This is a genomic window from Paraburkholderia sp. NPDC080076, from assembly GCF_050281145.1.
GTDB lineage: Bacteria > Pseudomonadota > Gammaproteobacteria > Burkholderiales > Burkholderiaceae > Paraburkholderia.
Map to the genome: position 1 here is coordinate 151,294 of NZ_JBNNWQ010000006.1, position 23,918 is coordinate 175,211.

Annotated in this window: 22 protein-coding genes; 8 read left to right on the plus strand and 14 right to left on the minus strand. The window is 60.1% G+C overall.

Features of this window, described 5'->3' with window-relative positions:
* The first annotated feature begins 384 nt into the window (after positions 1-384).
* The 4 genes from ACQKRQ_RS24540 (at position 385) to ACQKRQ_RS24555 (ending at position 3,165) form a co-directional block, all read left to right on the plus strand.
* A complete protein-coding gene (locus ACQKRQ_RS24540; protein ID WP_408179520.1) occupies positions 385-891 on the plus strand; it encodes a nuclear transport factor 2 family protein in 507 nt (168 codons plus the stop codon).
* A gap of 360 nt (positions 892-1,251) precedes the next feature.
* A complete protein-coding gene (locus ACQKRQ_RS24545; protein WP_427479978.1) occupies positions 1,252-1,635 on the plus strand; it encodes a nuclear transport factor 2 family protein in 384 nt (127 codons plus the stop codon).
* 3 nt (positions 1,636-1,638) lie between these two features.
* The gene (locus ACQKRQ_RS24550; RefSeq protein ID WP_427479980.1) at positions 1,639-2,421 is read left to right on the plus strand and encodes an SDR family NAD(P)-dependent oxidoreductase; all 783 of its coding nucleotides are present in this window, start codon (positions 1,639-1,641) and stop codon (positions 2,419-2,421) included.
* A 204-nt stretch (positions 2,422-2,625) separates the two neighbouring features.
* Positions 2,626-3,165, plus strand: coding sequence for a MarR family winged helix-turn-helix transcriptional regulator (locus ACQKRQ_RS24555; protein ID WP_132379628.1), 540 nt, complete (start codon positions 2,626-2,628; stop codon positions 3,163-3,165).
* 75 nt (positions 3,166-3,240) lie between these two features.
* Here the strand turns inward: ACQKRQ_RS24555 and ACQKRQ_RS24560 are convergent, their stop codons facing one another.
* From ACQKRQ_RS24560 to ACQKRQ_RS24585, 6 genes are all read right to left on the minus strand, one after another.
* The gene (locus tag ACQKRQ_RS24560) at positions 3,241-3,477 is read right to left on the minus strand and encodes a hypothetical protein (protein WP_207915738.1); all 237 of its coding nucleotides are present in this window, start codon (positions 3,475-3,477) and stop codon (positions 3,241-3,243) included.
* Between the two features lie 233 nt (positions 3,478-3,710).
* Positions 3,711-4,823: a Gfo/Idh/MocA family protein gene (locus tag ACQKRQ_RS24565; RefSeq protein ID WP_427479982.1), complete on the minus strand. Its 1,113-nt coding sequence runs from the start codon at positions 4,821-4,823 to the stop codon at positions 3,711-3,713.
* A gap of 95 nt (positions 4,824-4,918) precedes the next feature.
* Complete coding sequence (locus ACQKRQ_RS24570; RefSeq protein ID WP_132379622.1) at positions 4,919-5,428, minus strand: nuclear transport factor 2 family protein; 510 nt, start codon at positions 5,426-5,428, stop codon at positions 4,919-4,921.
* A 142-nt stretch (positions 5,429-5,570) separates the two neighbouring features.
* Positions 5,571-6,617: a cupin domain-containing protein gene (locus tag ACQKRQ_RS24575; protein ID WP_427479984.1), complete on the minus strand. Its 1,047-nt coding sequence runs from the start codon at positions 6,615-6,617 to the stop codon at positions 5,571-5,573.
* 473 nt (positions 6,618-7,090) lie between these two features.
* Entirely contained in the window at positions 7,091-8,038 is a 948-nt protein-coding gene (locus ACQKRQ_RS24580) for a 3-keto-5-aminohexanoate cleavage protein (protein WP_427479986.1), read from the minus strand.
* A gap of 1,200 nt (positions 8,039-9,238) precedes the next feature.
* A complete protein-coding gene (locus ACQKRQ_RS24585) occupies positions 9,239-10,528 on the minus strand; it encodes a substrate-binding domain-containing protein (protein ID WP_427479988.1) in 1,290 nt (429 codons plus the stop codon).
* Positions 10,529-10,846: 318 nt separating this feature from the next.
* Here ACQKRQ_RS24585 and ACQKRQ_RS24590 point away from each other — a divergent pair, with 318 nt between their 5' ends.
* Positions 10,847-11,845, plus strand: a complete 999-nt coding sequence (locus tag ACQKRQ_RS24590) for an ABC transporter substrate-binding protein (RefSeq protein WP_427479989.1) — start codon at positions 10,847-10,849, stop codon at positions 11,843-11,845.
* 607 nt (positions 11,846-12,452) lie between these two features.
* On the opposite strand, the gene ACQKRQ_RS24595 is transcribed toward ACQKRQ_RS24590, so the two are convergent.
* From ACQKRQ_RS24595 to ACQKRQ_RS24605, 3 genes are all read right to left on the minus strand, one after another.
* Positions 12,453-12,716, minus strand: a complete 264-nt coding sequence (locus ACQKRQ_RS24595; RefSeq protein ID WP_427479991.1) for a hypothetical protein — start codon at positions 12,714-12,716, stop codon at positions 12,453-12,455.
* Between the two features lie 108 nt (positions 12,717-12,824).
* Positions 12,825-13,697: a 4Fe-4S dicluster domain-containing protein gene (locus ACQKRQ_RS24600; RefSeq protein WP_427479993.1), complete on the minus strand. Its 873-nt coding sequence runs from the start codon at positions 13,695-13,697 to the stop codon at positions 12,825-12,827.
* On the minus strand, positions 13,667-16,624 hold the full coding sequence (locus ACQKRQ_RS24605; RefSeq protein ID WP_427479994.1) for a molybdopterin-dependent oxidoreductase: 2,958 nt from the start codon (positions 16,622-16,624) through the stop codon (positions 13,667-13,669). Before ACQKRQ_RS24605 ends, ACQKRQ_RS24600 begins: the two co-directional genes overlap by 31 nt.
* A gap of 416 nt (positions 16,625-17,040) precedes the next feature.
* Between ACQKRQ_RS24605 and ACQKRQ_RS24610 the strand changes: the two genes are divergently transcribed.
* On the plus strand, positions 17,041-17,580 hold the full coding sequence (locus tag ACQKRQ_RS24610) for a MarR family winged helix-turn-helix transcriptional regulator (RefSeq protein ID WP_427479996.1): 540 nt from the start codon (positions 17,041-17,043) through the stop codon (positions 17,578-17,580).
* Positions 17,581-17,726: 146 nt separating this feature from the next.
* Here the strand turns inward: ACQKRQ_RS24610 and ACQKRQ_RS24615 are convergent, their stop codons facing one another.
* The 4 genes from ACQKRQ_RS24615 to ACQKRQ_RS24630 all read right to left on the minus strand — a co-directional run bounded on the left by ACQKRQ_RS24615 (position 17,727) and on the right by ACQKRQ_RS24630 (position 20,832).
* Positions 17,727-18,713 carry a 2Fe-2S iron-sulfur cluster-binding protein gene (locus ACQKRQ_RS24615; RefSeq protein ID WP_427479998.1) on the minus strand — a complete coding sequence of 329 codons (987 nt, stop codon included), beginning with the start codon at positions 18,711-18,713 and terminating at the stop codon, positions 17,727-17,729.
* Between the two features lie 135 nt (positions 18,714-18,848).
* A complete protein-coding gene (locus ACQKRQ_RS24620) occupies positions 18,849-19,091 on the minus strand; it encodes a hypothetical protein (RefSeq protein ID WP_427480000.1) in 243 nt (80 codons plus the stop codon).
* Entirely contained in the window at positions 19,088-19,558 is a 471-nt protein-coding gene (locus ACQKRQ_RS24625) for an aromatic-ring-hydroxylating dioxygenase subunit beta (protein WP_427480001.1), read from the minus strand. Before ACQKRQ_RS24625 ends, ACQKRQ_RS24620 begins: the two co-directional genes overlap by 4 nt.
* Before the next feature lie 2 nt (positions 19,559-19,560).
* Positions 19,561-20,832 carry an aromatic ring-hydroxylating dioxygenase subunit alpha gene (locus tag ACQKRQ_RS24630; protein ID WP_427480003.1) on the minus strand — a complete coding sequence of 424 codons (1,272 nt, stop codon included), beginning with the start codon at positions 20,830-20,832 and terminating at the stop codon, positions 19,561-19,563.
* A 122-nt stretch (positions 20,833-20,954) separates the two neighbouring features.
* On the opposite strand from ACQKRQ_RS24630, the gene ACQKRQ_RS24635 reads away from it, so the two are divergent.
* Entirely contained in the window at positions 20,955-21,785 is an 831-nt protein-coding gene (locus tag ACQKRQ_RS24635) for an IclR family transcriptional regulator domain-containing protein (protein WP_427480005.1), read from the plus strand.
* Positions 21,786-22,198: 413 nt separating this feature from the next.
* On the opposite strand, the gene ACQKRQ_RS24640 is transcribed toward ACQKRQ_RS24635, so the two are convergent.
* Positions 22,199-22,930, minus strand: a complete 732-nt coding sequence (locus tag ACQKRQ_RS24640; protein WP_427480007.1) for an IclR family transcriptional regulator domain-containing protein — start codon at positions 22,928-22,930, stop codon at positions 22,199-22,201.
* A 225-nt stretch (positions 22,931-23,155) separates the two neighbouring features.
* Between ACQKRQ_RS24640 and ACQKRQ_RS24645 the strand changes: the two genes are divergently transcribed.
* Complete coding sequence (locus tag ACQKRQ_RS24645; protein ID WP_427480009.1) at positions 23,156-23,914, plus strand: SDR family NAD(P)-dependent oxidoreductase; 759 nt, start codon at positions 23,156-23,158, stop codon at positions 23,912-23,914.
* Positions 23,915-23,918: the final 4 nt, after the last annotated feature.

Below are 23,918 nucleotides of genomic sequence, written 5' to 3' on the forward strand. Positions count from 1 at the left end.
CTACCTCCGCCTGCCTGTTTCCAGCGATTGACATGGCAGCCAGATATCCGAACGTCAACGCGGGCTCGAGTGTTATTCCCGCACCGATGCAGTGCCCGCCCACCGGCGAGTTCATATCGTCAAGGACAGCTGGAGAATTTCCCTAGCGGCGCCGGCGTGCTGAGATCTACGTGAAACGGAGCCACTAGGCGCGACCCGCAAGCGCTTGACTCTAATAATACCATGATGCATCATGCTATATAAAGCGAATTGTCGTAGATCTTTCTTCACAGTGCGATAGCGGCGGTAGCGGTGTAGGGAAAATCAGGCAGGGCGTCGAGGCGATCGCCGAGGTTGAGTTGGGGCGATGTGCCTCAGTTTCTTACTTGAACTGGGAGACACAAATTGGATTTCAAGAGTCAGGAACTTCAAGACAAGGCGGAGATTCGTGAAGTTCATATGCGCTATTGTCGAGGCATCGACCGAATGGACTTTGATCTCGTGCGTTCGTGCTATCACCCGGACGCCATTGACCGACATGGTGCTTACGAAGGTGGCGTCGAAGGTTTTATCAAATGGGCTGGGGAAGTATTGCCTCTCTTCGACACCACGATGCATTTCACCGGTAACCAATACGTGAAGGTGCAAGGCAATGTCGCTTTCGCGGAGCACTACGCGCAGGCCTTTCACCGCACGAAACCCGCAGACGGCAAGCCCGCTGCGGACTGGATTGTGAACGTGCGATATGTCGATCGCCTGGAAAAGCGTGATGACGAATGGAGAATTGTTGACCGCATCGTTGTGTACGATTCAGAGCGCACGATCCCGGTAAGCACTGACTCTGCGCCGTTGGGCGACTGGAACTATGGGCGGCGCGATCGCGATGACCCGTCGTACGAGTACGGCCTGTGATAAAGCCCAGCGCTTCGGCGGTACGGCTCGCCGAAGCGAACATTTGACGTGCTGCCTGATGCGTCACGCCAGATGCGCCTGACCATGGATGGACGATTCAATGTTGGCATCATCGGTTTGAGTGCGTAACGCAGTTGGCCGATTGCGGCTCACATACCAGCGCTGCGCGCTTCGTCTGACGACGTCGAAATTGCCGGCGTCGCTAACACGAGTCAAGCGAGCGCTCAAGCGACCGCTGCCGCTTTTGGCATACCAACGCGATTTCACCAGAAGTGTGGCGCGCCCAGTGCGCTCCGCGCAGGGGATGCATCACATCGGCAACTGTGATGGACCCAATCATCAAAACGGAGACGACTCACGATGTTGTTTATGCAGACACCCGCAGCAGTAAACGAGTTTGTTTCAAAAGTTTATGAAACGATCGATTCGATGGACGAGCAGGGGTTCGCGAACTGTCTGACCGAGAACTGCACATTCGTCCATGCGAATAGCGATCCGGTCATCGGTCGCGCAAACGCCGCAGCGACTTCACAGAATTTCCTGAGGCTGCTTGCTGGCATCAAACACGACCTCGTCAATGTATGGGCGTTCGAGGATGTCATCGTTTCCCAGATATCCGTAACTTACACGCGCAAGGATGGATCGACGCTGACGATTCCGGCCGTGACGATCTGGAAGTTGCAGGACAAGTTGATCGATGAATGCCGCATCTACGCCGATATTTCCCCGCTGTTCGAGCATTGATCTATGGCGAGCAAAGAAATGAATCGCGATCTCGAAGGCAAGACCATCATCGTCACCGGTGGTGGCTCGGGTATTGGGCGAGCGGCGGCGCTGGCGTGTTCCGTGGTGGGGGCGCGCGTAGTGGTCGCCGATATTGATGTTGCGGCGGGAGAGCAGACGATCTCGGCGATCCGGCGGGCGGGCGGTGACGCAATCTTCCAGGCCACGAACGTAGCCGATGAAGAACAAGTCGAAATACTCGTGGCTGCGGCATTGAACAAGTATGGCCGGCTCGATGGCGCATTCAACAATGCCGGTCTTTCGCAGACGAACGTCCTGCTGCACGAACTGACCGCCGCGCAATGGCGCCAAATTCAGTCAGTCAATTACGACGGTGTGTTCTTTTGCATGAAGCATGAGATACGCGCCATGCTGCAAACGGGTGGCGGGTCCATCGTCAATACTTCGTCCACGCTGGGCCGCGTAGCGATGCGCAGTGCGGCAGACTACTGTGGCTCCAAGGGCGGTGTGCTGGGGGTGACAAAAGGCGCAGCGGTCGACTATGGCGACAAGCATATCCGAGTCAACGCCATCCTCCCAGGTGCGGTGGACACGCCAATGGTTCAGGCGCTGGTGTCCGATCCGCAATTTGCCGACTTGATCGAGAAGATTCGAGCCAGTCACCCACTGGGAAGAATCGGTGTCCCGGAGGAGATTGCTGCCGCCGCCGTCTGGCTTCTTTCGGACAAGGCGTCCTTCGTGACGGGAGCCGAACTGGCGGTCGACGGGGGATTCCTCGCCATTTGATGCCGCTATGTGCTTGATGCGGCCGTCCTGTCAACCGAGACGCTCAGGACCTGCAGGTGTACCGCTTGCCGCAACCGAAGCCGTTTCTCGCCTCGGTGTCCATAGAGGCGGTGTTAATCCTGCTGTATCATTTCGTTTTGGTTGAATCCATTTTGAACAGGTAGCACCGACCGATGGCTCGATCCCATGGTGAGGAATGAGTGAATGCCCAAATCCAATTCATCTGCAATCAAGGCAGCCCCGAGCGCTCCCAAATTAGTCGAGGCGACAGCGAAGAGAGCATCAGACGTTTTTGATGATCGTGGCAGAACCGTTCCATGGATCGCGCGAACGGTACACCGGCTCTACGATGCCCAGGGGCAGAAGATCCTCGACAGGGAAACTATTCCGATTGCGTACTGGTACTACCTTCGCGTGCTGGCCGAACGCGGCGAGGTCAATCAACTCGAGCTCAGTAAGCGCGTAGGCATCGCGTCGACGACCGCGGTCCCCGCCCTCGACTATCTGGAGAAGCGCGGCCTGGTGAAGAGAGTCCGCGATCCAAACGACAGGCGAAAGTATTTCGTCATGCTACAGGAAGAAGGCAAGCGTCTCGTCGACGAATTGCTGCCCGATCTGACTGACATGATTTCGGAGTCGCTCGACGGAATCTCGCAGAAGGACATGCGTGTCTTCTGGAAGGTCATGCACCAGATCGAATCGAACCTGATTCAGATGTCTCAGAGCGACTCCGTGATCGATTAGCCGCCGGCCGGTCGTTGGCACAACAACGATGTCGTGGGGACATTGCTGATCGGCGTGCGGAGAGCGGCGGCGCGCTCACACCACGCGCATCGTCGGGCGCTCCCGGCTCGGCGGAAAAATACACCAGAGTCCGTCCTTGTGGCGAAAGAAGAACAATGCTGCGGTACCGGCGGCCCTGCGTGCTTCGACGCACACATAGCATTGCCGCGTTGCACGCCGGTTCTTGAATTCGACCACATGCACGATGTCCATCGAGGTAGGAGCAAGCCAGTGTTCCACCATCGAGCGTAACGACTTTCCTGCGCTAGCCATCATCTTCTCCTTAACACGCTCGCCTTGATCGCGTGACTACGACCAACTGACCGGCCTCGTGCACCAAAAGGACGTTCGCGTCCGCCGCGAGGCCAGTCAGGACCATCGCCTGCAACCTGCTTGCAGCGTTCCGCTCGCGGCCCCGGCCGAGCATGGACAGGATGAGGCACTGTACACGCGTGTCTTCACGCTTCAAGTGCGTGTGCGGCGCATACGAGAGCCGCACACACTTGCTACTTGCTCACCCTGACCCGATTGCCCGTTTCACTCGACTGCTCGATTGCATGGAGCACTTTGTGAAGTGCGCGCGCATGATCGAAGCTGGGCGCCGTGCGAGTGCCATCGCGCAGATCATCGGCGATCAACCGATAGACGCCGGCGACATTGCGCGCTGCAACGGCATCGTCGGCATCGATCGGGAACGGATCCGGGATGTCGAGTTCCTCGTAGCCGTTCTCGCCTTTGCGTCCGAACTCGACGCGCAAGGGCGAGATGTTGACCGCCGGGACATATTCATTCCTCGCGGTGACGCGTAGATCGCCCTCGCTTCCGTTGATCTCCCACAGCAGCTTCGTCCCGCGCGGCACGCCACCGCGGATTTGCAACGACAGCGGCGCTCCGGAGCGCAAAACGGCGTTCGCCATGAGGTGATCGGGCGTTTTCATCTCGACGGTTTCGCCCGTCTCGATGACCCGCGCGGTTTGTCTGCGTTGCGAGAGCACCGCGCCGATCTGTTCGATGTCGCCGAGGACGGCATCAATCGCCGAAATCGCGTGCCCACCGATCACGGAAAGCAGTGTGGCGCCGTTCTGGTTGTCCATGGCGTATGCGTCGCCCTGCAGGATGTCGTCGCCCCAGCTGAAACCCGATCCGACGTACGTCGAAGACAGGACATCGCCGATCTTGCCGCCCGCGACGAGCTTGCGCATGAACTGCACTTCGGGGGAGGCGATCGCCTGTGCGCCAACGACGGCCAAAGCCTTTTTCTCGCGCGCGAGTTCGGCAAGCGCGATAGTTTCTTCGAACCCATTGCCGAGCGGCCATTCGCTGTATAGGCTCTTGCCCGCCTGCAGGGCTGCCGTGACGACTTCCTTGTGGTGCTGAACCTTGACGGTGACGACGACGATATCGATGTCCGGCGATGCGGCCAGCGCAGCGGCACTTTCGAATGCCCGCGGAATGCCGAACGCGGAGGCTGCGGCCTGCGCACTCGCGAGGCTCGTATTCGCCACGCCTGCGAGCTCGAAGACGTCGGACAAGGCCCGCAAGGCCGGAATATGGGCTGTCGCCGCCCAACCGCGTCCTGGGCTCAGGCCGACGATACCGACACGATATTTCCCTTCCATTGCTTCCTCTAACGTTTAGGTAACTGCAGTAACCTTGAGCGCCTGATCTCTCAGGTTGGCTCTCTGGAACCGGCCACAGACACCGGCCGCTTCCCTCATACGATCTGGTATTTGTACGATGGGTCTTCCTTGTCACGGCGTCCAACATTGGAATTTTCGAGCGGTGCCAGATCTCCTGGAACCGGGTCCGATCGCTGGGAGTCGAGCACGACCACACGATCGGCAATTCGCCATTCACCGTTTCGCCGCTCCATGCGGTCCACGTAGCGAATGTTCACCACCCAATCCATCGCAGGCTTGTCGCCATCGGGTTTCGTGCGGTGGCTTGCCTGCGCATAGTGTTCCGCGAACGCCACATCGCCGTGGACCTCGACATACTGATTGCCGGTGAAGTGCTGCGTCGATTCGAAGTTCGGCAACAACTCGGCTGCCCAGTCGATAAAACCTTCGACACCTCCGTTGTACACGCCGTGCCTGTCGATCGCATCCGGGTGATAACACGACCGCACGAGGTCCCAGTCCATCCGATCGATGCCGCGGCAATAGCGGATATGAACGCGGCGAATCTCCGCTTCATCCAGTAGCTGCTGAAGTTTCGCATCCAACTTGGGTCTCCTTGATTGAACCGTCGGGGCTGAAGCAAATCGGTGCCACGCCGTTGGGTGAGTGGATTGAAACCGACCGCGAGCGCGATCCACTAGCAAATCCGGAATGTAACCTGACGGCCGAGTCGGAATACGCCAGCGGTCACTTCACCGTACTCGGATGCGGCCGGTATTGTCCCGTCTCCATCAGCTCCGAAGCGGCGAGGGCCTTCGGTGTCCAACGCAGGGTCGCGCGTGTTTCCAGCAACCAGGCCTGATAGCCCTCAGGAACGTCCTCCGACGGCCCGTGGTGGATGACCCCCTTTGGCACACAGGTCAACGTGCCGGGTTCCGTGCAACCGCCCCAGGCCCCCGGGCCTCGCACGTAACAGATCACCTCGTCGAAATCGGCGTTGATGTGAACCGGTGGCCGCCCCCCGGGGCGCGCACTGAGGTTGAACATCAGAATGTCGCCCGTGCCTGATGACAGAAACTGGCTCGGCGGACCGCCCTCAGGCAGGTAGGCGTGAACCTGGATATTGGCCAGATTAAGCTTCCACACCGGGACGGACTCCGACAGGCGCATGCCGAGCGCGAGCGGATCATGCGACATCGTGAACACCGTGTTCTCGGTGTCGAGGGTTTTCAGCACCAGCCGCGTCGGGCCGCCGGCCGGCATGCTGGCGTCGATCTCGGCGAACTTCAGATCGCGTGCAACGTTGAGCAGGCCACTTGGCGCGGGCGGCGCGAGCTTCAGGGCCGCGGGACTCTCGACGATGAGGCTTCGCATGGCATCGCCCGTCGGTGCATAGCGGTACGCGACGGATCGGGGAATGCAGACGAAGTCCCCTTCCGTCGCCGTGAGACAGCCCACGTCCGTTTCGAACCTGACCGTGCCGGACTGGATGAAATGAATCTCGTCCGCTTCGACGTTGCGCACCACATACGGCATGGGCTTGCGCCGTCCCGACACATGCAGTCTGACGCCGAGCCGGGAAGTCGCCACGGTGGTCGGAAGCGCCTCGGGGTCGTCCTGATCGTCAGGCGTCAAGCGCTCAAGGACGGCTCGCCGCGGTGCGTGCGGGCCCTGCACGGAAAGAAAATCAGGCGCGTAGGTCGGCCGGGTCACAACTGACAGCGCCCCCTGAAATCCGTCACGGCTCCAGAGTTGCACCGGCGGGGAGCCTGCATCATGCGGCTTGCCACTCATTTGTCACTCTCCTTTTGCTCTCGAACGCTCACATCCGCAATAGACCTGATACTGCGCCCGCCATGTGTTTCCTGGGCAGGGCTTCTAGCTGCACAACCCTTCATGCGCAAGCCATCCCGAAGACGCCGAATGGGCAACGGACTCGCGACCTCCGCGCGTCCGACGTAGCCGGATCGCACTTTTCTGCATCACGTATTCTATTCATCATGCTTGCCGGTCTGAGCGCGAAGTTGCTCGCCAATCAGAGCAGGATTTCACTACCCGGAAGCCATCACCGGTCGCGTGCGTGTTCATCTACGAGGACCTGGCGACCTCCTTCCTAAGTCACGAGGACCTCGCCCCGTGTGCAACGCGGTACAGCGGTGTCGGCTATGCGAAGCGGGCTTCGTCTGCGTTGATCTTTGCATCCGAACACCTACTCCCGTTGTGCCTGCGCCGCTGTCCGCTTGCGCGGCCATGGCCGCGCGATCCCTTTAAGTTCGGGCCGGCTTGCCGATCAGTTCCCGGTATTCATTGGCCGTTGCCGGCTTGCGGCCGAGCAGGGCGGCAATGTCTTTCGCCATCTTGAACATCTCGAGATTGCTCTTGAGGCGCTCGTCGCTGTTCGGGTATTTCCACGGCGTGTCTTCCGTGCCGACGCGGATATGCAGACCCATCATGGTGGCGAGGGTGGTCATATAGAGCGATGCGCGGCCAGCCGCGCAGACGCTGATAACCGAGGTCGGATCGATCTTGCGAATCTGGTCGACCATCAGGAACATGTGTTGCGTCATGTCCTGGGCGTCGCTAACCCAAGTGCCCGACACCAGCGTGCGGCCGACATTGAACGGCAGACCGTAGAGGATCAGCCAGTTGTACGGCTTCTTGAGGATGCCGGTATCGATCAGCTTGCGCTTGGCAAGCTCGATTTCGCCGGAGCTGTGGACCGCCAGCTCGGGCTTGACCCCTACTTCCTCGAGCGTCATGACGGCAGGCAACGCGAAGGCTTCCGGATGGCCCGGCGCGCAGGGTGCGACTTCGGTCAGGCCTTCGCGAGCGGGACTCAGGCACATATCGAACGTCGTGCCGTTCAGCACGTTCACGTTCGGCACGAAATCGTTGCCGAAGCGGGCGCGCAGCGGCTCGATAACCTGCTTGTACGCTTCGACCGGCAGGATGTCGCGATCCATGCGGCGCCCCTGCGCGTCGGTCATGAATGAGAAGTCGATGTGAACGCCGCAAGCACCGGCCTCGATTACGCTGGTCGCTTCATCCACGTACGCCTGGAAGGACGACGTGTCTTCAAAGCGGCCGGAAACCGCGGCGTTGATTGCGACCTTCTCCGACACGTTCCACTTGGGCTGCAACTCGGCCCCTGCAATAAACTGGTACTCCTCCAATTCGCGTTTGGCGGCTTCCCAGAGTGGCAGTTTTTCGGTCATGATGATCCTCAACACAGGTAGTGAATTTAGGTTCGCAAATCTTACGAACCCACGGCAATCAATTTGAGAGGTTCTGGCGGGTCGATCCCGAGAAGCCGCGGCCCGTATCCGCCTTGCGCGAGACGCGAAACGTTTTGCGCTGCGTGGAGGCTTCCCGGATTGCCCGCATAGGCGCTTCGAGCCGCACGTCGTTGGAGGGGAGACCCGAACCCCGGCTGGAGCGCTTGCACACCACGGCGACCTCCTCACCACGTCCATATCCACACATTCGAGATCCTCGAGTCCGCTTCTGCCCCTGCGACCCCTACGCGGTAAGAAACGCAGGGATGCAAGGAGCTGGTCACTCTCGTAACTAAATCGGTTTTGCTAAGATGATTCCGTAATCAATCGATTTATATAGAATCATGCGTCATAGAATGAAATAAGTCAAGGACCCCAGGGAATGCCCTGATGAACGGCGTGTGGGCGACGGTCCTGTGCCGCCTGTCGGTGAGCATTTGTTGAGGAATGGAGGTCGTCGATGACCGTGACAGAAGCTTGCCGTGGTTGACGCGAACGCTTCACCGTTTCTACGGCCGTGAAGCGCAGAAGATCCTCGGGAACCGTCTGTGTGCATACTGCAGGGTGTTGCCGAATCGAAGATTGTTTCGCCGAACTACCGTCCGACGTTGGGTGACGTAGTCGGGCCCCCGCGATGCTCACATCCACCAGGCTCTCGGCGCACACGTCGCGCGTACCTAAAGCCACCGTTGTCGCGGAACGAATTTGCGCCCGACGCGGTCGTGCGGGCGACGACGGATGCCGTCGCCACGAGAGCGCAAGCGATTAATACCTTGGAAGGCACGCGGATCAATTGCGCATGCGAAATTCGCTGGATGAGGCATGGAACACTGACCGGGACATTGCCGGTCCCTGTCCTTGCCATCGCGAAGCACCGTGATGCGGTTGGCGATCTTTTGCGCTTCGCGAATACGGTGGCGTGCGCCGGTTCGGTGTTACCTGAGGTTTGCTCGTCATTGATGACGACGCGCCCGCCGTCAGCGACGAGGGCGCCCGAAGCCACAGCCATGAGGGTGAATTTGCCCGCGCCGTTTTCTCCGACAGGGTAACGTTGTCAACTGCCCGCACGCCGGGAAAGATCGTCGTCACCTCATCGATCTGCAGCAGTGAATGCTGTTCGTTCAGGACTCTAATCAGCTATCAATGCTCGAACACGGCCTTCAGCTTTTCCGGCGGGAGCGCGGAGGTGAGGTCGGCATCCGGCGGTGCCGCGGGATCGCACTTCGGGTCGAGCCCCTTCGCGCTGTCCGCATACGGGAACGGAAGGATCGAAGGGGATTCCTTGTTGACGGTTCCTTGGTAGGCAGCGACGCCCTGGCGTACCGCAAAACGCACGTAAGTCGTCGTACCGTCGAGTGTGTAATAGGGATATGGCTTGCCCGACTGTTTCGCCGCGACAAAATGGCAGTTCACCTGGTTGTCGCTTGCAATCGTCGCGATGGCGGGGACCGGAAGGTGAGCCTGTTCGAATGCCTTTACGGCGGCCAGCGCGGTTTCGCCGCCATCCGTCACGATGGCGTCGATCTTCGGATACTGCGCGATGAGACCGACCGTGGCCTTCTGAGCGTCGACGGGATTCCAATTCGTCACGATGTACTGCTCGTTGAGCAACTTCAGACCCGGGTACTTCTTGAGTCCGCTTCTCAGACCGTCCATGAAGTTTTGGGAGGTGGTCGCTCCGGGCGATCCACCCATGAACACTACATTTCCCTTCTTGAGTGTGGTTCCCAGCCAGTCAGCCCACATGACACCGATCTGCTGCGTATTGCCCACCACGTTGACGACGTAGTCACGGCCTGGTACGCCAGCCATTTGAGCCGAGTACGGGACAACCGCGACGCCCGCTTTCATGGCGGCCCGCATTGCGGGAAGCTGAACCGCGCCGAAGTCAGGAAGAAGAATGAGGACGTTGATGCCCTGCGCGACCATGCTGTTGATGTCGGAATTCGCCTTCTGTGGATCGCCGTTGGCATTGCTGTAGATGACCCGTGTGACGTTCTTGCACCGGCTGAGCTCGTCCTTGACTTCCGCGAGGCCGGTCTTGCGCCACGTATTACCGCCGTAGCCGTCTGACACGCCGACGATCATCGGCTTCGCGCCGCACATCGGTGTGATGTCGCCTTGATGGTTCGTGATGGAATCTTCCGCCGCGTTGGCAGCGGTACAGATCAAACCCGTGGAAAGAAGCAAGCCGGCGCTTATTTGCGCAATGGAGACGAGCATCTTCCCTCGCCAGTATCGAAGATCGCGCCGGTTCTTGAGGCCGCACTGATGAGCGCGCCGAGTCTCTTGCGCAACGAACGGACTTTGCAGTTTTCGCACTGCAGCCTGCAATACGCGAAGCTTGAAGAACATGGTGATCCTCGCCTTGGGTGAAGGATGAGTGATGGAAATGGGCCGATCAGGAAATGGACTCTCCTGTAGCGGCATTGGTACGCGATCCTAAGTGAAGCGATGAGTTACAAGATAGATTTATATCGAATCATGTGTTTCGGGATGAACGAAGTCAAGCCCCCTGGGGAAAGTCCCTGGGCAAGGGTGCACGTGAACGCGCCGGATGCTGCGCATCCACCCACAGGCTGAAAACGAGACCGGCAATGACCTTCCACGATCCTTGACACATGTAATTCTTAGTAGGATCATGCGATATAGGATAAAGTGATTCCGGTTTAATCGGCCTCCGGGTACGCGTGGCTGGCTCGTGCTGACACTTTCGTTTCGATTGTTCCGCAACAAGGAGAAGAGGTAATGGGAAATCAAAAGCTTCGGCTGTCTATCGCCGTTGGCAACTATGACCGCATGCGGCCGCTGATCGATGGGGATGTTCAGATCGACGGCGTAGATCCGGTCTTCATGCTGCAGGAGCCTGAGGAGATCTTCTTTCGCGCGTTTCGGCACGCCGACTACGACATCTGCGAGCTCTCGCTCAGCAGCTACTCGGTCAAGACGGCCGCGGGCGCTTCGTCTTATATTGCCGTGCCGGTCTTTCCGTCGCGGGCGTTCCGGCATACGTCGATCTACGTGCGAGCGGACCGGGGGATCGAGAAGCCTGAAGACCTGAAGGGCAAGCGCATTGGGGTCCCCGAGTACCAGCTCACCGCCAATGTCTGGGTCCGTCTCTTTCTTGAGGAGGAGTATGGGGTCAAGGCATCGGACGTGACCTGGGTGCGCGGCGGCTACGAAGATCCGGCCAGAGTCGAGAAGATCGCGCTGAACTTGCCTGGTGACATCAGGCTTGAAGACGCCCCCGAAGGCGAAACCATCTCCGGACTTCTGGCGGCGGGGAAGATCGATGCCGTCATCGGTCCGCGTGCGCCTTCCTGCTTTGACCAGGGCCATCCGCAGGTTCGGTATCTCTTCGACGATCCACACAAAACTGCGGCCGATTGGTATGCGCGCACAAAGCTGTTTCCGATCATGCACACGCTGGGTGTTAGAAAGACGCTCGCCGACCAGCATCCGTGGCTGCCGGGTGCACTCGTGAAGGCATTCGAGAAATCGAAGGCCCTCGCGCTCGCGCGGCTCAGCGAGACCGGGGCGACCAAAGTGACCTTGCCGTTCGTCGAAGACCAGTTGCGGGCAGCGCGCAAGCTGATGGGCTTCGATTTCTGGTCGTATGGATTTGCCGAAAACGAGCAGACCATCGATCGCTTCCTTGCCCAGCATTATGCGGAGGGGCTTTCCAGCCGCCGGTTGCAGCCGCACGAGCTGTTTCACCCTGCGAGCCTCGAAAGCTTCAAGATCTGATTCTTACACCTGAGCTCATTCGGGGCAGCGCGCTGCCACGCGCGCCTGCCCCGGCACGTCGTTCTCGTCCGCGATCCGCTCCAGGCCAGGAATCCCGTTTCGAGCCGCGCCGGCCAGCGTCAGCGCAGCGTGCCCGCCAGCGCGCGGCACGTGAACGAAGCCGCCTCGTTGGTGAAGCGGTTTCCATCCTTGCCGACCGCGATGAAACCGCGTTGCTCATCAATCCAAGTTTGAGATTGACCGTAGGCTTGCGGGAGTGCTCGCGGCGCATGTCAGCGTTTCCCGGGTAGCCGCCGGTTGCTATCACCACAGCGCCGCGCGCACGAACACGGATGACACGTCGGTTTCAAATCACTTCCGCGCCTACGACCCTACGGTCTTCCGTAATCAGTCGGGTCGCGGGATGCCTGTAGCCAGACCTCGACCTGACGATCGCGTAGGGTCTTGTACAAACGGGCGATAAGCGCGTTTCCGCCAGCGAGTCGAGTGCTGCGGTGATGATTGAGTCGATCGACGCCATAGCAGGCTAAGCGCTTCAGCACGTGAACGAGCTTGCGTGCGGACCGAGTGACAGACAGAAATTGAAGGAGATCGACCAGGTCAAGCATCATCCCGCCGAACGGCGCGAATGCCGGCAGTGGTGCACGCAGGTCCTTAAAATGAGTGCCAAGCTGGCGACCATCGAATCTGAGCAGCGCATGGGCGCGCCCGAACGTGCCACCGGGCAGCTCGGGATAGAGTCTGGGTAGTTCAGCGCGACCACTTCCAGTTCGGAATGACGCAACTGATAGTCGAGGGCGAGGTGGCCCTTGGTTTTCTCCAGCAGGAGAGGCTCGAGCCCGTCGCTCTCCGCTACGATCGCAGCACCCATGCCAGCCGCGCCCGCACCAATAATGCCAACGTCGACCTCATGACCCAGCGTCTCTTCGTAGCGTTATACATCGTGTATGTGATTCGCGCTCACTCTAGAGACCTGATTTCAATAGAGTAGCGTGCCGAGGTTGACGCTTCCTGTGCGGTCTCTCGCAGCGAGGACCTTTTCCGTTCCATCCTTTGTCACCCGCAGCTCGATACGCGAGGACGGCGCAATCAGCCCAGAGAATCGGAAGTCGCCGAAATGGTCGGTCCTGGTTGTGCGTTCGCTTCCATCGGAGGAGTCGCGCAGGACAACTTCGGCACCCTCAAGATTGCGCAGTTGGCCGTCACCCAAGTCTTCGCAGACGTTGCCTGCCACCAGATGGCTGAGCGCATCGTCCAGATTCTTGTAGAAGACGCGCGGCTTGGTGCCTAACTCGGGGCGAATCACTGACAGGTGCTCTTTCTCGACCATTTCCGCCAATTGGGCGTCCTCGACATTCAACGCACGGATCGCCTTGGTGGGACAAGCTTGCGCGCAGCGCGGCTCTTTCCAGCCGGCGTCGAGCAGGTGAGCGTCGAAGTTCCAGTTCTGCGGTACCTGTTCCTGTTCGTTCCATTCGATCATGCCGTAAGGGCATGTCCCGACCAGATCGCGCCGGCCACGCGACTTGACCGGGTCGATCACGACGACGCCGTCTGGACGCTTGTAGATCGCGCCGTCGGAAGCCGCTTTGACGCAGGGTGCGTTGTCACAGTGATTGCAAGTCTTCGGGATATAGGTGACATCGACGAGCGAGCCCTCTCCGCGAACGTGGCGTTCGATCCGGATCGTTTCCAGGCCTTCCGGCGGATGAGGCGCGGAATAACCCGGAAAGGCATTGCCGGTGTACTCGTCCTTGGTTGCGAGGACGCAGTTTCTGCAATTGATGCAGAGTGAAACGTCAACGACCAGCGCCCAGCCGTTCACGCTGCTTTCCCGAGTTTTGAGTCCCATTTTTCCACCTCCACCCAGCAAGTATTTGGCATGATCCCGTCCGCGGTCGAACTCATTTTTCCACCTGGCGTCAGGAGATTGAGACAGCCTCCGCGATCGACCAAGCCGATTGAAGTCTCGATCATGTCGAGCTCGGCACACGACTCGTTGCCGCGGGCCACCCCCGCCTTGACGAGCTGAGAAACGTCGACGGCACAGATGACGGACGCCTGCGAGTTGTAGACCCGAACCAGATTGCCACGCTGTAGACCGCGAGTTTCTGCATCCCGGGAACTCAATCGCAGGACCCAATATCGATATCCACCGACCTCCATCCGGTGTTCGTCGATCATGCTGATGTGACTGTTCTTCCCGTCCGCATGCGTATGGAAGCTGTAGACCGGATGGTTGGTCACGAGCTGCAGCGGAAACGATTGTTTCACGGTGCTGGCGCGGTTTATGTACCGGTTGACGGCCGGCCTCGCGGGATCAATCTGTTCGATGCGGCGCAGGCTCGACGGCACGAACTCGAACTTGCCCGACTGCGTCGGCAGCCCGTCGCCAAAGCCGATCGAATACGTGGCAGGTAGCGGATTGGGTTCCGGCAGATCCTTCGGACGGCCTTCCGCAAACCAGCGCATATCGACAGGCGGCTTGTCGTCGTCTTTCGGCGGCGGCACGACGTGATAGCCTTTTTGCAGGAATTTCTTCCAGGTGGTCTGCTTGGGCAAGTCCGTTGAATTGAACATCCGCTCGCACCAGGCCAATTCGGAGCAACCGCCTTCCGAGAACATCCCGCCGTATCCAAGCCTTGTCAGGATGTCCAGAAAGATCTGATAGTCGGACTTCGATTCGCCGAGGGGCTCAATGCATTTGTGCTGCATGGTCACTACACGGTGATTGAGCTGGCTCTGCGCATGCTGGATGTAGCCGCCGCAGTTGGCCCATTCGGAGATGTCATCACGTTCGAGCGCGGTACACGCAGGCAGAATGATGTCTGCGAACTGAGCCTCATTTTCCATCCAGATCGACTGGTTGACGATAAATTCGAGCGATGAATGACGATACGCTTCGACGAGCCTGTTCGATCCCGGCGTTGTACCGAACGATGACGAGCCATAGCGGTACAGCATGTGGATGCGGGAATAGCCTGGCCTCGGATACGAGTATTCGGCAAATTGCCCCTCGATCGAGAAGCCGTCCCAAGCGTAGCCTTCCGCGTGTCCCTCCACGATGGCTTCGGCAAGCCGTTGACGCGGAACGGACTGCTTCACCGGGTTGATCGTGATGACGTGAGGCATGCGGCAGTAGTTGTTGGCCGCGCTCGCGGTGTTGTTCAGATCGCCCGAGATTCCGCCCTCGGCGTACCCGGGAAAGTAAAAATTGAGGTCCTGCGGGGCACCGATCTGCAAATTGCCGAAGTTGATCCCCGGTTTCCCCCATCCCTGCATCGCCATCATCATGACGACGCTTCGGGCCCATTGAGCACCTGTCTCGGTGCGGCATGCGCCACCAAAGCCCGCGCCAAGACCGCCCGCTGCGAGATAAGTCTTCTTTGATGCCCACAACTGCGCCAGACTGCGGACGTCCTTGGCTGGCACACCGGTTTCGGCTTCCTGCCACTCCGGTGTCTTCGGTGTGCCGTCCTCTTCGCCGAGAACGTAGGCACGCCATTCGTCGAAGCCGGTGGTTTTTGACGCTACGTATTCCTTATCGTAGCTGCCACTGATCATCCATTCATGCATGATCGCGATCGCGAGCGCCGAGTCGGTACCAGGTTTGATCGGCAGCCATTTTCCGCCAAGGAACTGAGCGGAGTGCGTCAGATACGGATCGATATGCACGAACTCAATACCGAGGTGCTTGGCCCACAGCCGGCGCTCGGTGCCTTCGAATCCACCATAGACGCCGCTGGTCGATTCGGGATCGCTCGACCAGAACACGATTACCTCGGCATGCTGAAGACAGTCCTCGGTCGTGCCATAAAAGCTCGGCGTGCCCAGACGCAGGCTGTTGCCGTAGTGATGCATGGCCCCCCAGTACCAGCCTTCCCAACTGATCGGACTCGGTTCGACGCGGGTAAAGCCAATCAGGTTGCCGAAGCGCAGCATCGCGCTCAGGTAGTAGTTGATGTTGCCCCACTGGTGATGTGCGCCCGTGACCATGGCTATCGCTCCAGGGCCATAGTCCTTCTTCATGCGACGGATTTCTCCAGCGACGATATCGAGGGCTTTGTCCCAGCTGATGCGTTCATAGCCCGAGATCCCGCGATTTTGTGGATTGCGTTCGCCATTCGGGTCGAAGTCGACGCGCTTCATCGGATAGAGGAGGCGCTTTTCGGAGTACACGAGCGATTTGAGGGAGAGCGCGTGCGGGCTGACCGTCGCGCGCCGTGCGGGCGAAAACCGGTGACCTCTCGCCGTGATACTCCAGCTCGGCCCATCTTCCTCTTCGAGATCGATGGGCGTGGTGCGGACGATCTTGTCGTCTTTGACGAAGACGAACACGGGTCCGCCATTGGTGAGTGTGACGTAACGCGTGGTCCCGTCCTTCATCGGCATGCCCTTGCGCCACGCAGCCGTCTTCATCGTGTTGACGAGTTGACCGAACCACACGAGCTTCTGGTCGCTTCCGCCCTGCGTGATCTTGAAGTTCTTGAGCGCATCGATCAGGAACGCATGATCGGTATTCGGCGCGAGCATCTGGCGGGCTGTTGCTACATCCATGAAGACGAGCTCGGCGTCGGGTTTGGGATTCACACCCCAGCTGCCCGACACGGTGCCGTTTCGGAAATGGAGTTGCCTCGATAGAGTGTTGTCTCTGAGCCGTAGCTGGATGACTCCGCTCCCTGTGGCGAGATGGGCGCGCATGGACGGAAATTTGCGTGCCGCAATGCGCAGAACGGTCGGCATGAGCCAGAGGATAAGTGCAAGGATTTTTCGTTGCATGAGAACGTCACCCCTGAGCAGAACTGCGCTTTGATTGGACGCAACGACTGCCGGTCAGGCATCGGTCGACCAGCCGGCTACCGGGGCTGATCCGAGGCGTCGTTGCCGATAGGGTCTTTCTCATTTTTAGATCCACCTTTTGTCTCCGTGTTTCGGGAACGGTCCGCGACGTCGGTCCAGACTGTTCCAAATTGCGCCTTGATGAGCGAATTTTGCGGAGCAGTGCGACGCAGCGATCGATCACGTTGTATGATCTTACCTGCAACGGATCATTTGTAGGGCAATGATACCGATAAAAATAAACCTACATCGAATGATATTGTTTGGTATAAGTAAAGTCAAGTGCTCCTATGGTGGGGGTGCCCTGAGTACTGCTATTCGTGGCCCCGTTTGCCCATACATAAAGGAATGAGGAAATGCCCAAGTCGAATCCCGGCGTCGCCAAGGCAAGTTTGGATCGTGAGCCGCCAGGCGAGGCGGCCGCGAAGCTGTCGCCCGAACTATTTGATGAGCGTGGTCGAACTGTGCCGTGGATGGCCAAGACGGTGCGCCGGCTCTATGATGCACAGGGTCAGAAAATTCTCGATAGAGAAAACCTGGCCATTGCGTATTGGTATTACCTCCGCGTACTGGCCGAGCGCGGCGAGTTGAATCAGCTCGAATTAAGTAAGCGAGTGGGGATCGCCTCGACGACCGCAGTGCCGGCACTCGACAACCTGGAAAAGCGCGGGCTAGTGCAAAGAATTCGAGATCCTAAAGACCGAAGGAAGTATTACGTCAGTCTTAAGGAAGAGGGTAGGCGCCTGGTCGACGACATGTTGCCGCAGCTCGTGGACATGTTTTCAGCCTCGCTCGACGGAGTTTCCCCGCAGGACATGCAGGTGTTCTGGAAGGTCGCGCACCAGATCGAGAAAAATCTGGTTCAGATGTCCAAGGACGATACGACCTTGGACTGACGGCTTCGGGTGGATATTGCGGTTTACAACGTGCGTCGTAGCCATCCTATCGAAAAGGGAAATAGATCGAAGCGCGCGAACGCATCGCTGCGACGGCCAGATAGCCGACCATCAGGCCCACCAACGCGGGCACTGATTCGGGCGCGTCAGCCAGTATGGACGAACGCGTCGCTGAAGAAGTCGTCTTCGGGCAAGCCGGCCTTCACGAAGGTGTCGCGCGCGGCGCTCGTCATCGACGGATTGCCGCATGCGTACACTTCATATCCCGCGAGCGAGCCAAAGTCTTCGAGCACGGCCTCGTGCACGAAACCGCGCCGCCCCGTCCACGCCTCGTCGGCTTCGGACAGCACCGGCACGAACTTCACCCGGCCACTGTCGTGCCATTTCTGCGCGAGTGCCGCGAGGTAGAGGTCTTCGGCGCGGCGCGCGCCCCAGTACAGATGCAGCGGCCGTTCGAGCCTGCGCTTGATGGCGTCCTCGACGATCGACTTCACCGGCGCGAACCCCGTGCCTGTCGCAAGCAACACGGCGGGCCTGTCCGACCCTTCGCGCAGCGTGAACTCTCCGAACGGCAGTTCAATGCGCAGCCTGTCGCCCTTCGCCATGCGGCTGAGCGCGCCTTCGGAGAAACGGCCGCCGGGCACGTGGCGCACGTGCAATTGCACGCTGTCGTTTTCGTGCGGCGCATTCGCCATCGAATAGTTGCGTCGCGTACCGTCCTCCAGCTCGACCTGCAGATATTGGCCGGCACCGAACTTCGCACGCACGCCCGCGGGCAGCCGCAACTGCAGAATGCTGACGTCGGCGGCCGGCTGCGTGATGCGGTACACGGAGGCCTCGAGCGTCCTGCGCGCGACGAGGTCGCGCTTGTCGATGCGGCGTGGCGCGATCGCCAGGTCGGTGTCGGGGCGCAGGCAGCACAGCAGCGCGCGCTCGGCCGGCGCCACCACTGCGCCCTGCACCGGCGAACGCCCCTGGCCCGCCACGAGGCGTCCTTCGCAGGACGCGCAGACGCCCTTGCGACACGAGTACGGCACCGCATAGCCGGCGCGTTCGGCCGCGTCGAGGACGGTTTCACCGGCCGCGCACGGGAACGTTATGTCGCTGTCAGCGACCGAAATACGAAAATCCAAGATATGACCTCCATGCGTTGTTAGCTGGTGTCGGGCGAAGTTCGGGGTGGATCAGTCGATGGGCGTCGGCATCGTGTCCCGTCGTTACATGACCACGTGTGCCGAAACCGCTGTCGTGACCGACCCTCGAAAGAATCACGGAAACACCCGACGAGAGCGCCGCCGAATGACGGCCAGCGTGTCGCGCACAAGCGCCTCGGGTGCGCATCGCCGCGCATGCCTGCGGATGACACGCGTGTGGCCGAACAGGACGATGCGCGGATGCAACGCCGGCTCGTGCGCCCGTGCCCACGTGGCGTTGACGGCGATCTCCGGACCGATGCCGTGCGGGCCGCCCACGCCATCGCGCGCCCGCCCGGCCAGGCTCGCGGGCGTCATAGCGGCAACGCGAGCAGCGTGTCGATACGCGAGCTGTCGCACACGACGACGCGCTCGCGCAACCGCACGCCCGCCTCGTCGCGCACGTACACGTCGCAATAGCGGCCCGTCGCGAACAGGTCGGTGGTCCCGTCGCGCATGACGCGCGCGACCATGAACGAGGTTTCGCTGCGCGCCTCGGCGCCGTCGTCGCTGATCAGGTACGGCTGCCCGAGCAAATGACGATAGACGTGCCGTTCATAGATATTGGCGTCGCGCAGCGACGCGACCCGGTCGACCAGCATCCCGTGGGAGGCGGCGTAGATCATGCTGCCCACGAGGCCGCGGCGATGGTTATCGGCGGTCGTGACCCTATACACACACGACGTAGTGAAGAACTCGGGCCACTGCCCGAGGTCGCCATCGTCGATACAGCGCACGTATTCGGCCTGCGCGCGGGCGATCAGTTGATGGATGTCCTGCGTCATCGTCAATATCCCATTGCGTTACGGTAGGCCTTCCAGAAGCCGCGAATCGAAGCTTCCGTCACGCGACTCGCGCTGCTGGTCGTGCCGTCGCCGCCCATCTCGATCACCGAGCGTGCGTCGCTTGCCCCGTCGATGCCGCGCTGCACGAAGCCGCCAACGCAGCCGTCTTCCATCGAGACATAGCCGGCCGGGCCCACGAGATTCGACTGGCGCAGACGCATTTCCCGCAACCCGGGCGTATCGTCCTCGAAGCCGAGATAGGTCCAGTTCAGTTCGGTCTGGCGCGCGCCGCGCGGCAGGATCTGGCGCACCGCGATGGCGTTCTGGATCTGCTGCAGCACGAAGCCTGGAAACACTGAAAGAATCTGCAGCGTGATGCCGTCGCCGAACTCGTCGGTGCCCGCGAGCACCGAGGTGTCTTCGAGTTGGTGGCCGCTCTCCGAGCGGATCTTCTGGCCCGTGTAGTCGTTCGTGGCCGCCTGCGCCGCCGCTTCAGCCGCGTGATCGACTGCTGAATAGCTGACGTGATGGCCGCCGGTGGGGTCGACGATGATGCCGCCGCGCTGCGACAGCTTGTTCAACTGGAAGGTCGTGAAGAACAGATGCAGGATGCTCGCATGATAGGAATCCTTCACGTTTTCGAAATAGAGCTTCCAGTTGTTCGGCAGCATCTGCGTGAAGCGACCGAGCACGACGTGCGTACGGTTTTCGAGTACGCGCGCGATGCGTTCGACGATCTCGTCGCCGAGGTATTCGTCGAGCGGCGCCACGTCGTCGGAGAAGCTGCCGAACACGAGACCATGCAGCGTCGCTACCCGCAGCTTGCGCAAGCCGTGATCGCCGAGGCAGAAGTCTTCCTTCATACCGCCCTGGCCGTTGATGCCGTCCCGGAACGCGACGCCGAGCAGATCGCCCTGCAGGCTGTAGGTCCACGCATGGTAGACGCAGCTGAAGTCCTTCGCGTTGCCCTCGTTTTCCAGGCAAACCATCGCGCCGCGATGCGCGCAGCGGTTTTCGAATGCGTAGAGTTCGCCGTCCGCGTCGCGCGTGACCACCACGGGAGCATCGCCGACGAACGTGCTGCGGAAGTCGCCGGGATTCGGCACCTCGGCTTCGAGGCACAGATAACTCCAGTTCGGACCACGAAAGATCGCCTCCTGCTCGTCCGCATAGATTTCGTCGCTCTGGAACAGCGCATAGGGCACGCGCGTAACGCCCTCGGCGGGCCACTCGATGCTGGCGCGGCGCGCCGGCTGGATGGGGATGATGTTCAAGTTGCTGACTCCGTAGCAGGCATTTGTCAAATGCGGATTGCCGGGGACCGAGGCGGGACTGTCGTTGACAACCTCACCGGGGTGTGTTCGAATATCGTACATTGTTCGATATGAGAACCAATATGACACCCATCAAAAGTCCTGTCAACACAGAGGGCGGCGCCTTGTCGCCTGTCAAGGACGAGGACGAGACAAGCCAGACCCGCGCGAAGGAAGGCATGGGGGGGCTGGCCAAGGGGTTGGCGATTATCGAGGCGTTCGGCGCGAACACCACGCGCATGACCGTCTCGGACGCGGCCCATCTGGCTGACCTGAGCCGCCCCGCGGCGCGGCGCTGCCTGCTGACGCTCGTCGAGCTCGGCTATCTCGCGCACGACGGCAAGTTTTTTACGCCGCTGCCGCGCATGCTACGGCTGGGTGGCGCCTACCTCAGCACGTCGTCGCTACCGCAGATTGCGCAGCCGCTGCTGGCGAGCGCGCGCGACAGGCTACAGGAGTCCGTCTCGCTGGCCGTGCTGGACGAGGGTTATTCGGTGTTCATCGCACGCGCCGAGGCGGTGCGTATCGTGTCGACCGGCGTGAAGCTCGGTGGCCGCCTGCCTGCTTATTGCTCAGCCACGGGACGCGTGTTGCTAGGTGGCCTGCCTGAACAGCAGGTGCGCGCGCACCTCGAAAGCGTGCCGATGAAGCGGCTCACCAATCGCACCGTGGCAAATCTCGACGGCGTGCTGAAGGCGATCCGGCGCGCGACAGAGGACGGCTACGCGATCAGTGACGAAGAGCTGGAAATCGGCATGTCAGCGATGGCGGTACCGGTGAAGAACAGCGTCGGGCAGATCGTGGCGGCGCTGAGTGTGAGCGTATTTTCAGGGCGCGTAAGCATCGAAACGTTGCGAGAAAACTTCCTGCCGACGCTGCGTGAAACGGCCGGGCGCGTGCAACGCTCGCTATAGGCCAACTGGCGGTCTGCGCATCCGGCCGCCAGGCGTGCTCCCGACCGCCGGAGTTTCCTGACGTATGGTGGACGCCACTCAGGCGTACTCGTGTCAATCGAAACCGGCGCGGTGGGCAACAGGCCAGTCCGTTAGCCTGATCGGGTAGGACCGCGGTGCAACGTTGACAAGTGTTAGGTAGTCTAGACGCGCCAGCACTCTAACTGCTGGTTGCAAACCTTGTTCGCCGCTCTTGACTGCCGTTCGTCAACCGGTCCGGCATGCAGGAAAGGACCAGGGCTGACGGAGATCACATCGTCGTGACGGCGCGAAACTGGGCGGTAACTGACGATTTCGCCGGTCCCGCGGGCCATCAACCGCGAGAGTGCGAGCCACACAGGCTCGCTGATTTTGCTTGGCAGAGAGGCGGAACGCTACAACAGGGCGGCAAGGTGGCGGCGTGCGATTTCAAGTTCTGGCAGCAGGTGTTCCACCACGTCTTCGCGCGTCATACGGCTTGTGGATACAGAAAGACTCATGGCTGCAATCATTTCGCCACGTGCGTTGCGGATCGGAACGGCGATTGAGCGAATACCGATCTCCAGTTCTTCGTCGATGATGGCGTATCCGTGTTTGCCCACGAATTCAATCTCTTTCATGATGCTGCTGGTCGTAGTACGGGTGTGAGGCGTCAGAGCGGGACGTGCCATTCTGTTCAGCATGAATCTCACCTCGGCCGGTGGTCGCTCTGACAGCAGAACGCGCCCTGTGGCGCTACAGTAAGCGGGCAAGCGCGAGCCAACACCCAATCCGCTGGAAAGGCTGCGCCGATGCGTTGACCGCGCGACGAAGACTGCATCCTGCGAATCCAGCACAGCGATCGAGGCAGCCTCTTGCGTGCGTTCGCTGGTGATCTCCAGGATAGGTTGTGCGACCTTGGTCAACGGTTCTGAGACTACATAGGCGTAGCCCAGCCTCAGAGCGCGAGGTGCCAGGACAAAACTGTGACCATTCTGCGCGGCATAGCCCAGCCTGCACAGTGTCAGCAAACTCCGTCGTACTGAACCCTTTGTATGGCCGGTTATCTCTGCCGCCTGGGTCAGAGTCAGCGGCCCCTTCTTCATACCGAATGCTTCGATGATGGACAGCCCTTTTTCGAGCCCCATCACGTATTCCGGTTCGTTTTCCCGTGGTTCCTTCCCCTCCGAATGAGACGCCATAAACCCTCGCGAAATTCGAATTTCGTACAAAAGTCCGGTATCCGGAAATTGTAGCCGGGATCTTTGACATCTGATCGGGTATGTAGCGAAATGCAGCAAAGGGCCCGCGATTCCTCGGTGAAACGGGCCCCACTCATCGCTACCTGAAGTCTTCTGACTGCGAAGGAAACTATGAAACCTGAATTACCCAAGCGCCTTATTGTCACCGGCGGTGCCAGTGGCATTGGCTACGCCTTCAGCGAACACCTTGCACAACTGGGACACCGTGTCGTCATCGCCGACCTGCGAGGCGCCGAGGAAGCCGCGGCACGGCTTCGTGAGGCCGGACATCAGGCCATCGGCATGCGCACGGACGTTGTCAGCGAGGCGGATGTCGCTGACATGACGGCCGCAGCGGTCTCGGAGTTCGGTGGAATCGATGGCCTGGTCAATAACGCCGCACTATTCACCACCTTGGCACTCAAGCCATTTGAGCAGATCACCAATCAGGAATGGATGCGGGTGATGGAAGTCAACACGCTGGGTCCATTTAACTGTGCCAAAGCGGTGTTGCCGCAACTGCGCCAAAGCGGTCGGGGGCGTTTGGTGAACATCGCTTCCACCGTGCCAATGAAGGGGCCGGTGAACATGGCGCATTACGTGGCCAGCAAGGGGGCGGTCATTGCCTTCACGCGTTCACTTGCGCGGGAACTGGCGAAGGACCTCATCACCGTCAATGCGATTGCTCCGGGCTTCACGCTAAGCGACGGCGTGCTGCAGACTGATCTGCAAGACCGCATTGGTGAAAACGCCCGTACTTCCGGCCGCTGTATCCAGCGCGATCAGGTGCCAAACGACCTCGTGGCGGCGCTGGCGTACCTGGTCAGTGATGGCGCCAGCTTTGTCACCGGCCAGACCCTCGCCGTGGACGGCGGTAGTGTATTCCTATGAGCCA

Bases quoted from the DNA above. Each gene is read 5' to 3' on its own strand.
- ACQKRQ_RS24565 (WP_427479982.1), bottom strand. From the start codon at position 4,823: ATGGAAGGGAAATATCGTGTCGGTATCGTCGGCCTGAGCCCAGGACGC.
- ACQKRQ_RS24620 (WP_427480000.1), bottom strand. From the start codon at position 19,091: ATGACGCCCGCGAGCCTGGCCGGGCGGGCGCGCGATGGCGTGGGCGGC.
- ACQKRQ_RS24600 (WP_427479993.1), bottom strand. From the start codon at position 13,697: ATGGGACTCAAAACTCGGGAAAGCAGCGTGAACGGCTGGGCGCTGGTC.
- ACQKRQ_RS24545 (WP_427479978.1), top strand. From the start codon at position 1,252: ATGTTGTTTATGCAGACACCCGCAGCAGTAAACGAGTTTGTTTCAAAA.
- ACQKRQ_RS24640 (WP_427480007.1), bottom strand. From the start codon at position 22,930: ATGGGGCTCGAAAAAGGGCTGTCCATCATCGAAGCATTCGGTATGAAG.
- ACQKRQ_RS24610 (WP_427479996.1), top strand. From the start codon at position 17,041: ATGCCCAAGTCGAATCCCGGCGTCGCCAAGGCAAGTTTGGATCGTGAG.
- ACQKRQ_RS24635 (WP_427480005.1), top strand. From the start codon at position 20,955: ATGACACCCATCAAAAGTCCTGTCAACACAGAGGGCGGCGCCTTGTCG.
- ACQKRQ_RS24580 (WP_427479986.1), bottom strand. From the start codon at position 8,038: ATGACCGAAAAACTGCCACTCTGGGAAGCCGCCAAACGCGAATTGGAG.
- ACQKRQ_RS24550 (WP_427479980.1), top strand. From the start codon at position 1,639: ATGGCGAGCAAAGAAATGAATCGCGATCTCGAAGGCAAGACCATCATC.
- ACQKRQ_RS24575 (WP_427479984.1), bottom strand. From the start codon at position 6,617: ATGAGTGGCAAGCCGCATGATGCAGGCTCCCCGCCGGTGCAACTCTGG.
- ACQKRQ_RS24605 (WP_427479994.1), bottom strand. From the start codon at position 16,624: ATGCAACGAAAAATCCTTGCACTTATCCTCTGGCTCATGCCGACCGTT.
- ACQKRQ_RS24585 (WP_427479988.1), bottom strand. From the start codon at position 10,528: ATGCCGCTACAGGAGAGTCCATTTCCTGATCGGCCCATTTCCATCACT.
- ACQKRQ_RS24625 (WP_427480001.1), bottom strand. From the start codon at position 19,558: ATGACGCAGGACATCCATCAACTGATCGCCCGCGCGCAGGCCGAATAC.
- ACQKRQ_RS24645 (WP_427480009.1), top strand. From the start codon at position 23,156: ATGAAACCTGAATTACCCAAGCGCCTTATTGTCACCGGCGGTGCCAGT.
- ACQKRQ_RS24595 (WP_427479991.1), bottom strand. From the start codon at position 12,716: ATGGGTGCTGCGATCGTAGCGGAGAGCGACGGGCTCGAGCCTCTCCTG.
- ACQKRQ_RS24560 (WP_207915738.1), bottom strand. From the start codon at position 3,477: ATGGCTAGCGCAGGAAAGTCGTTACGCTCGATGGTGGAACACTGGCTT.
- ACQKRQ_RS24555 (WP_132379628.1), top strand. From the start codon at position 2,626: ATGCCCAAATCCAATTCATCTGCAATCAAGGCAGCCCCGAGCGCTCCC.
- ACQKRQ_RS24590 (WP_427479989.1), top strand. From the start codon at position 10,847: ATGGGAAATCAAAAGCTTCGGCTGTCTATCGCCGTTGGCAACTATGAC.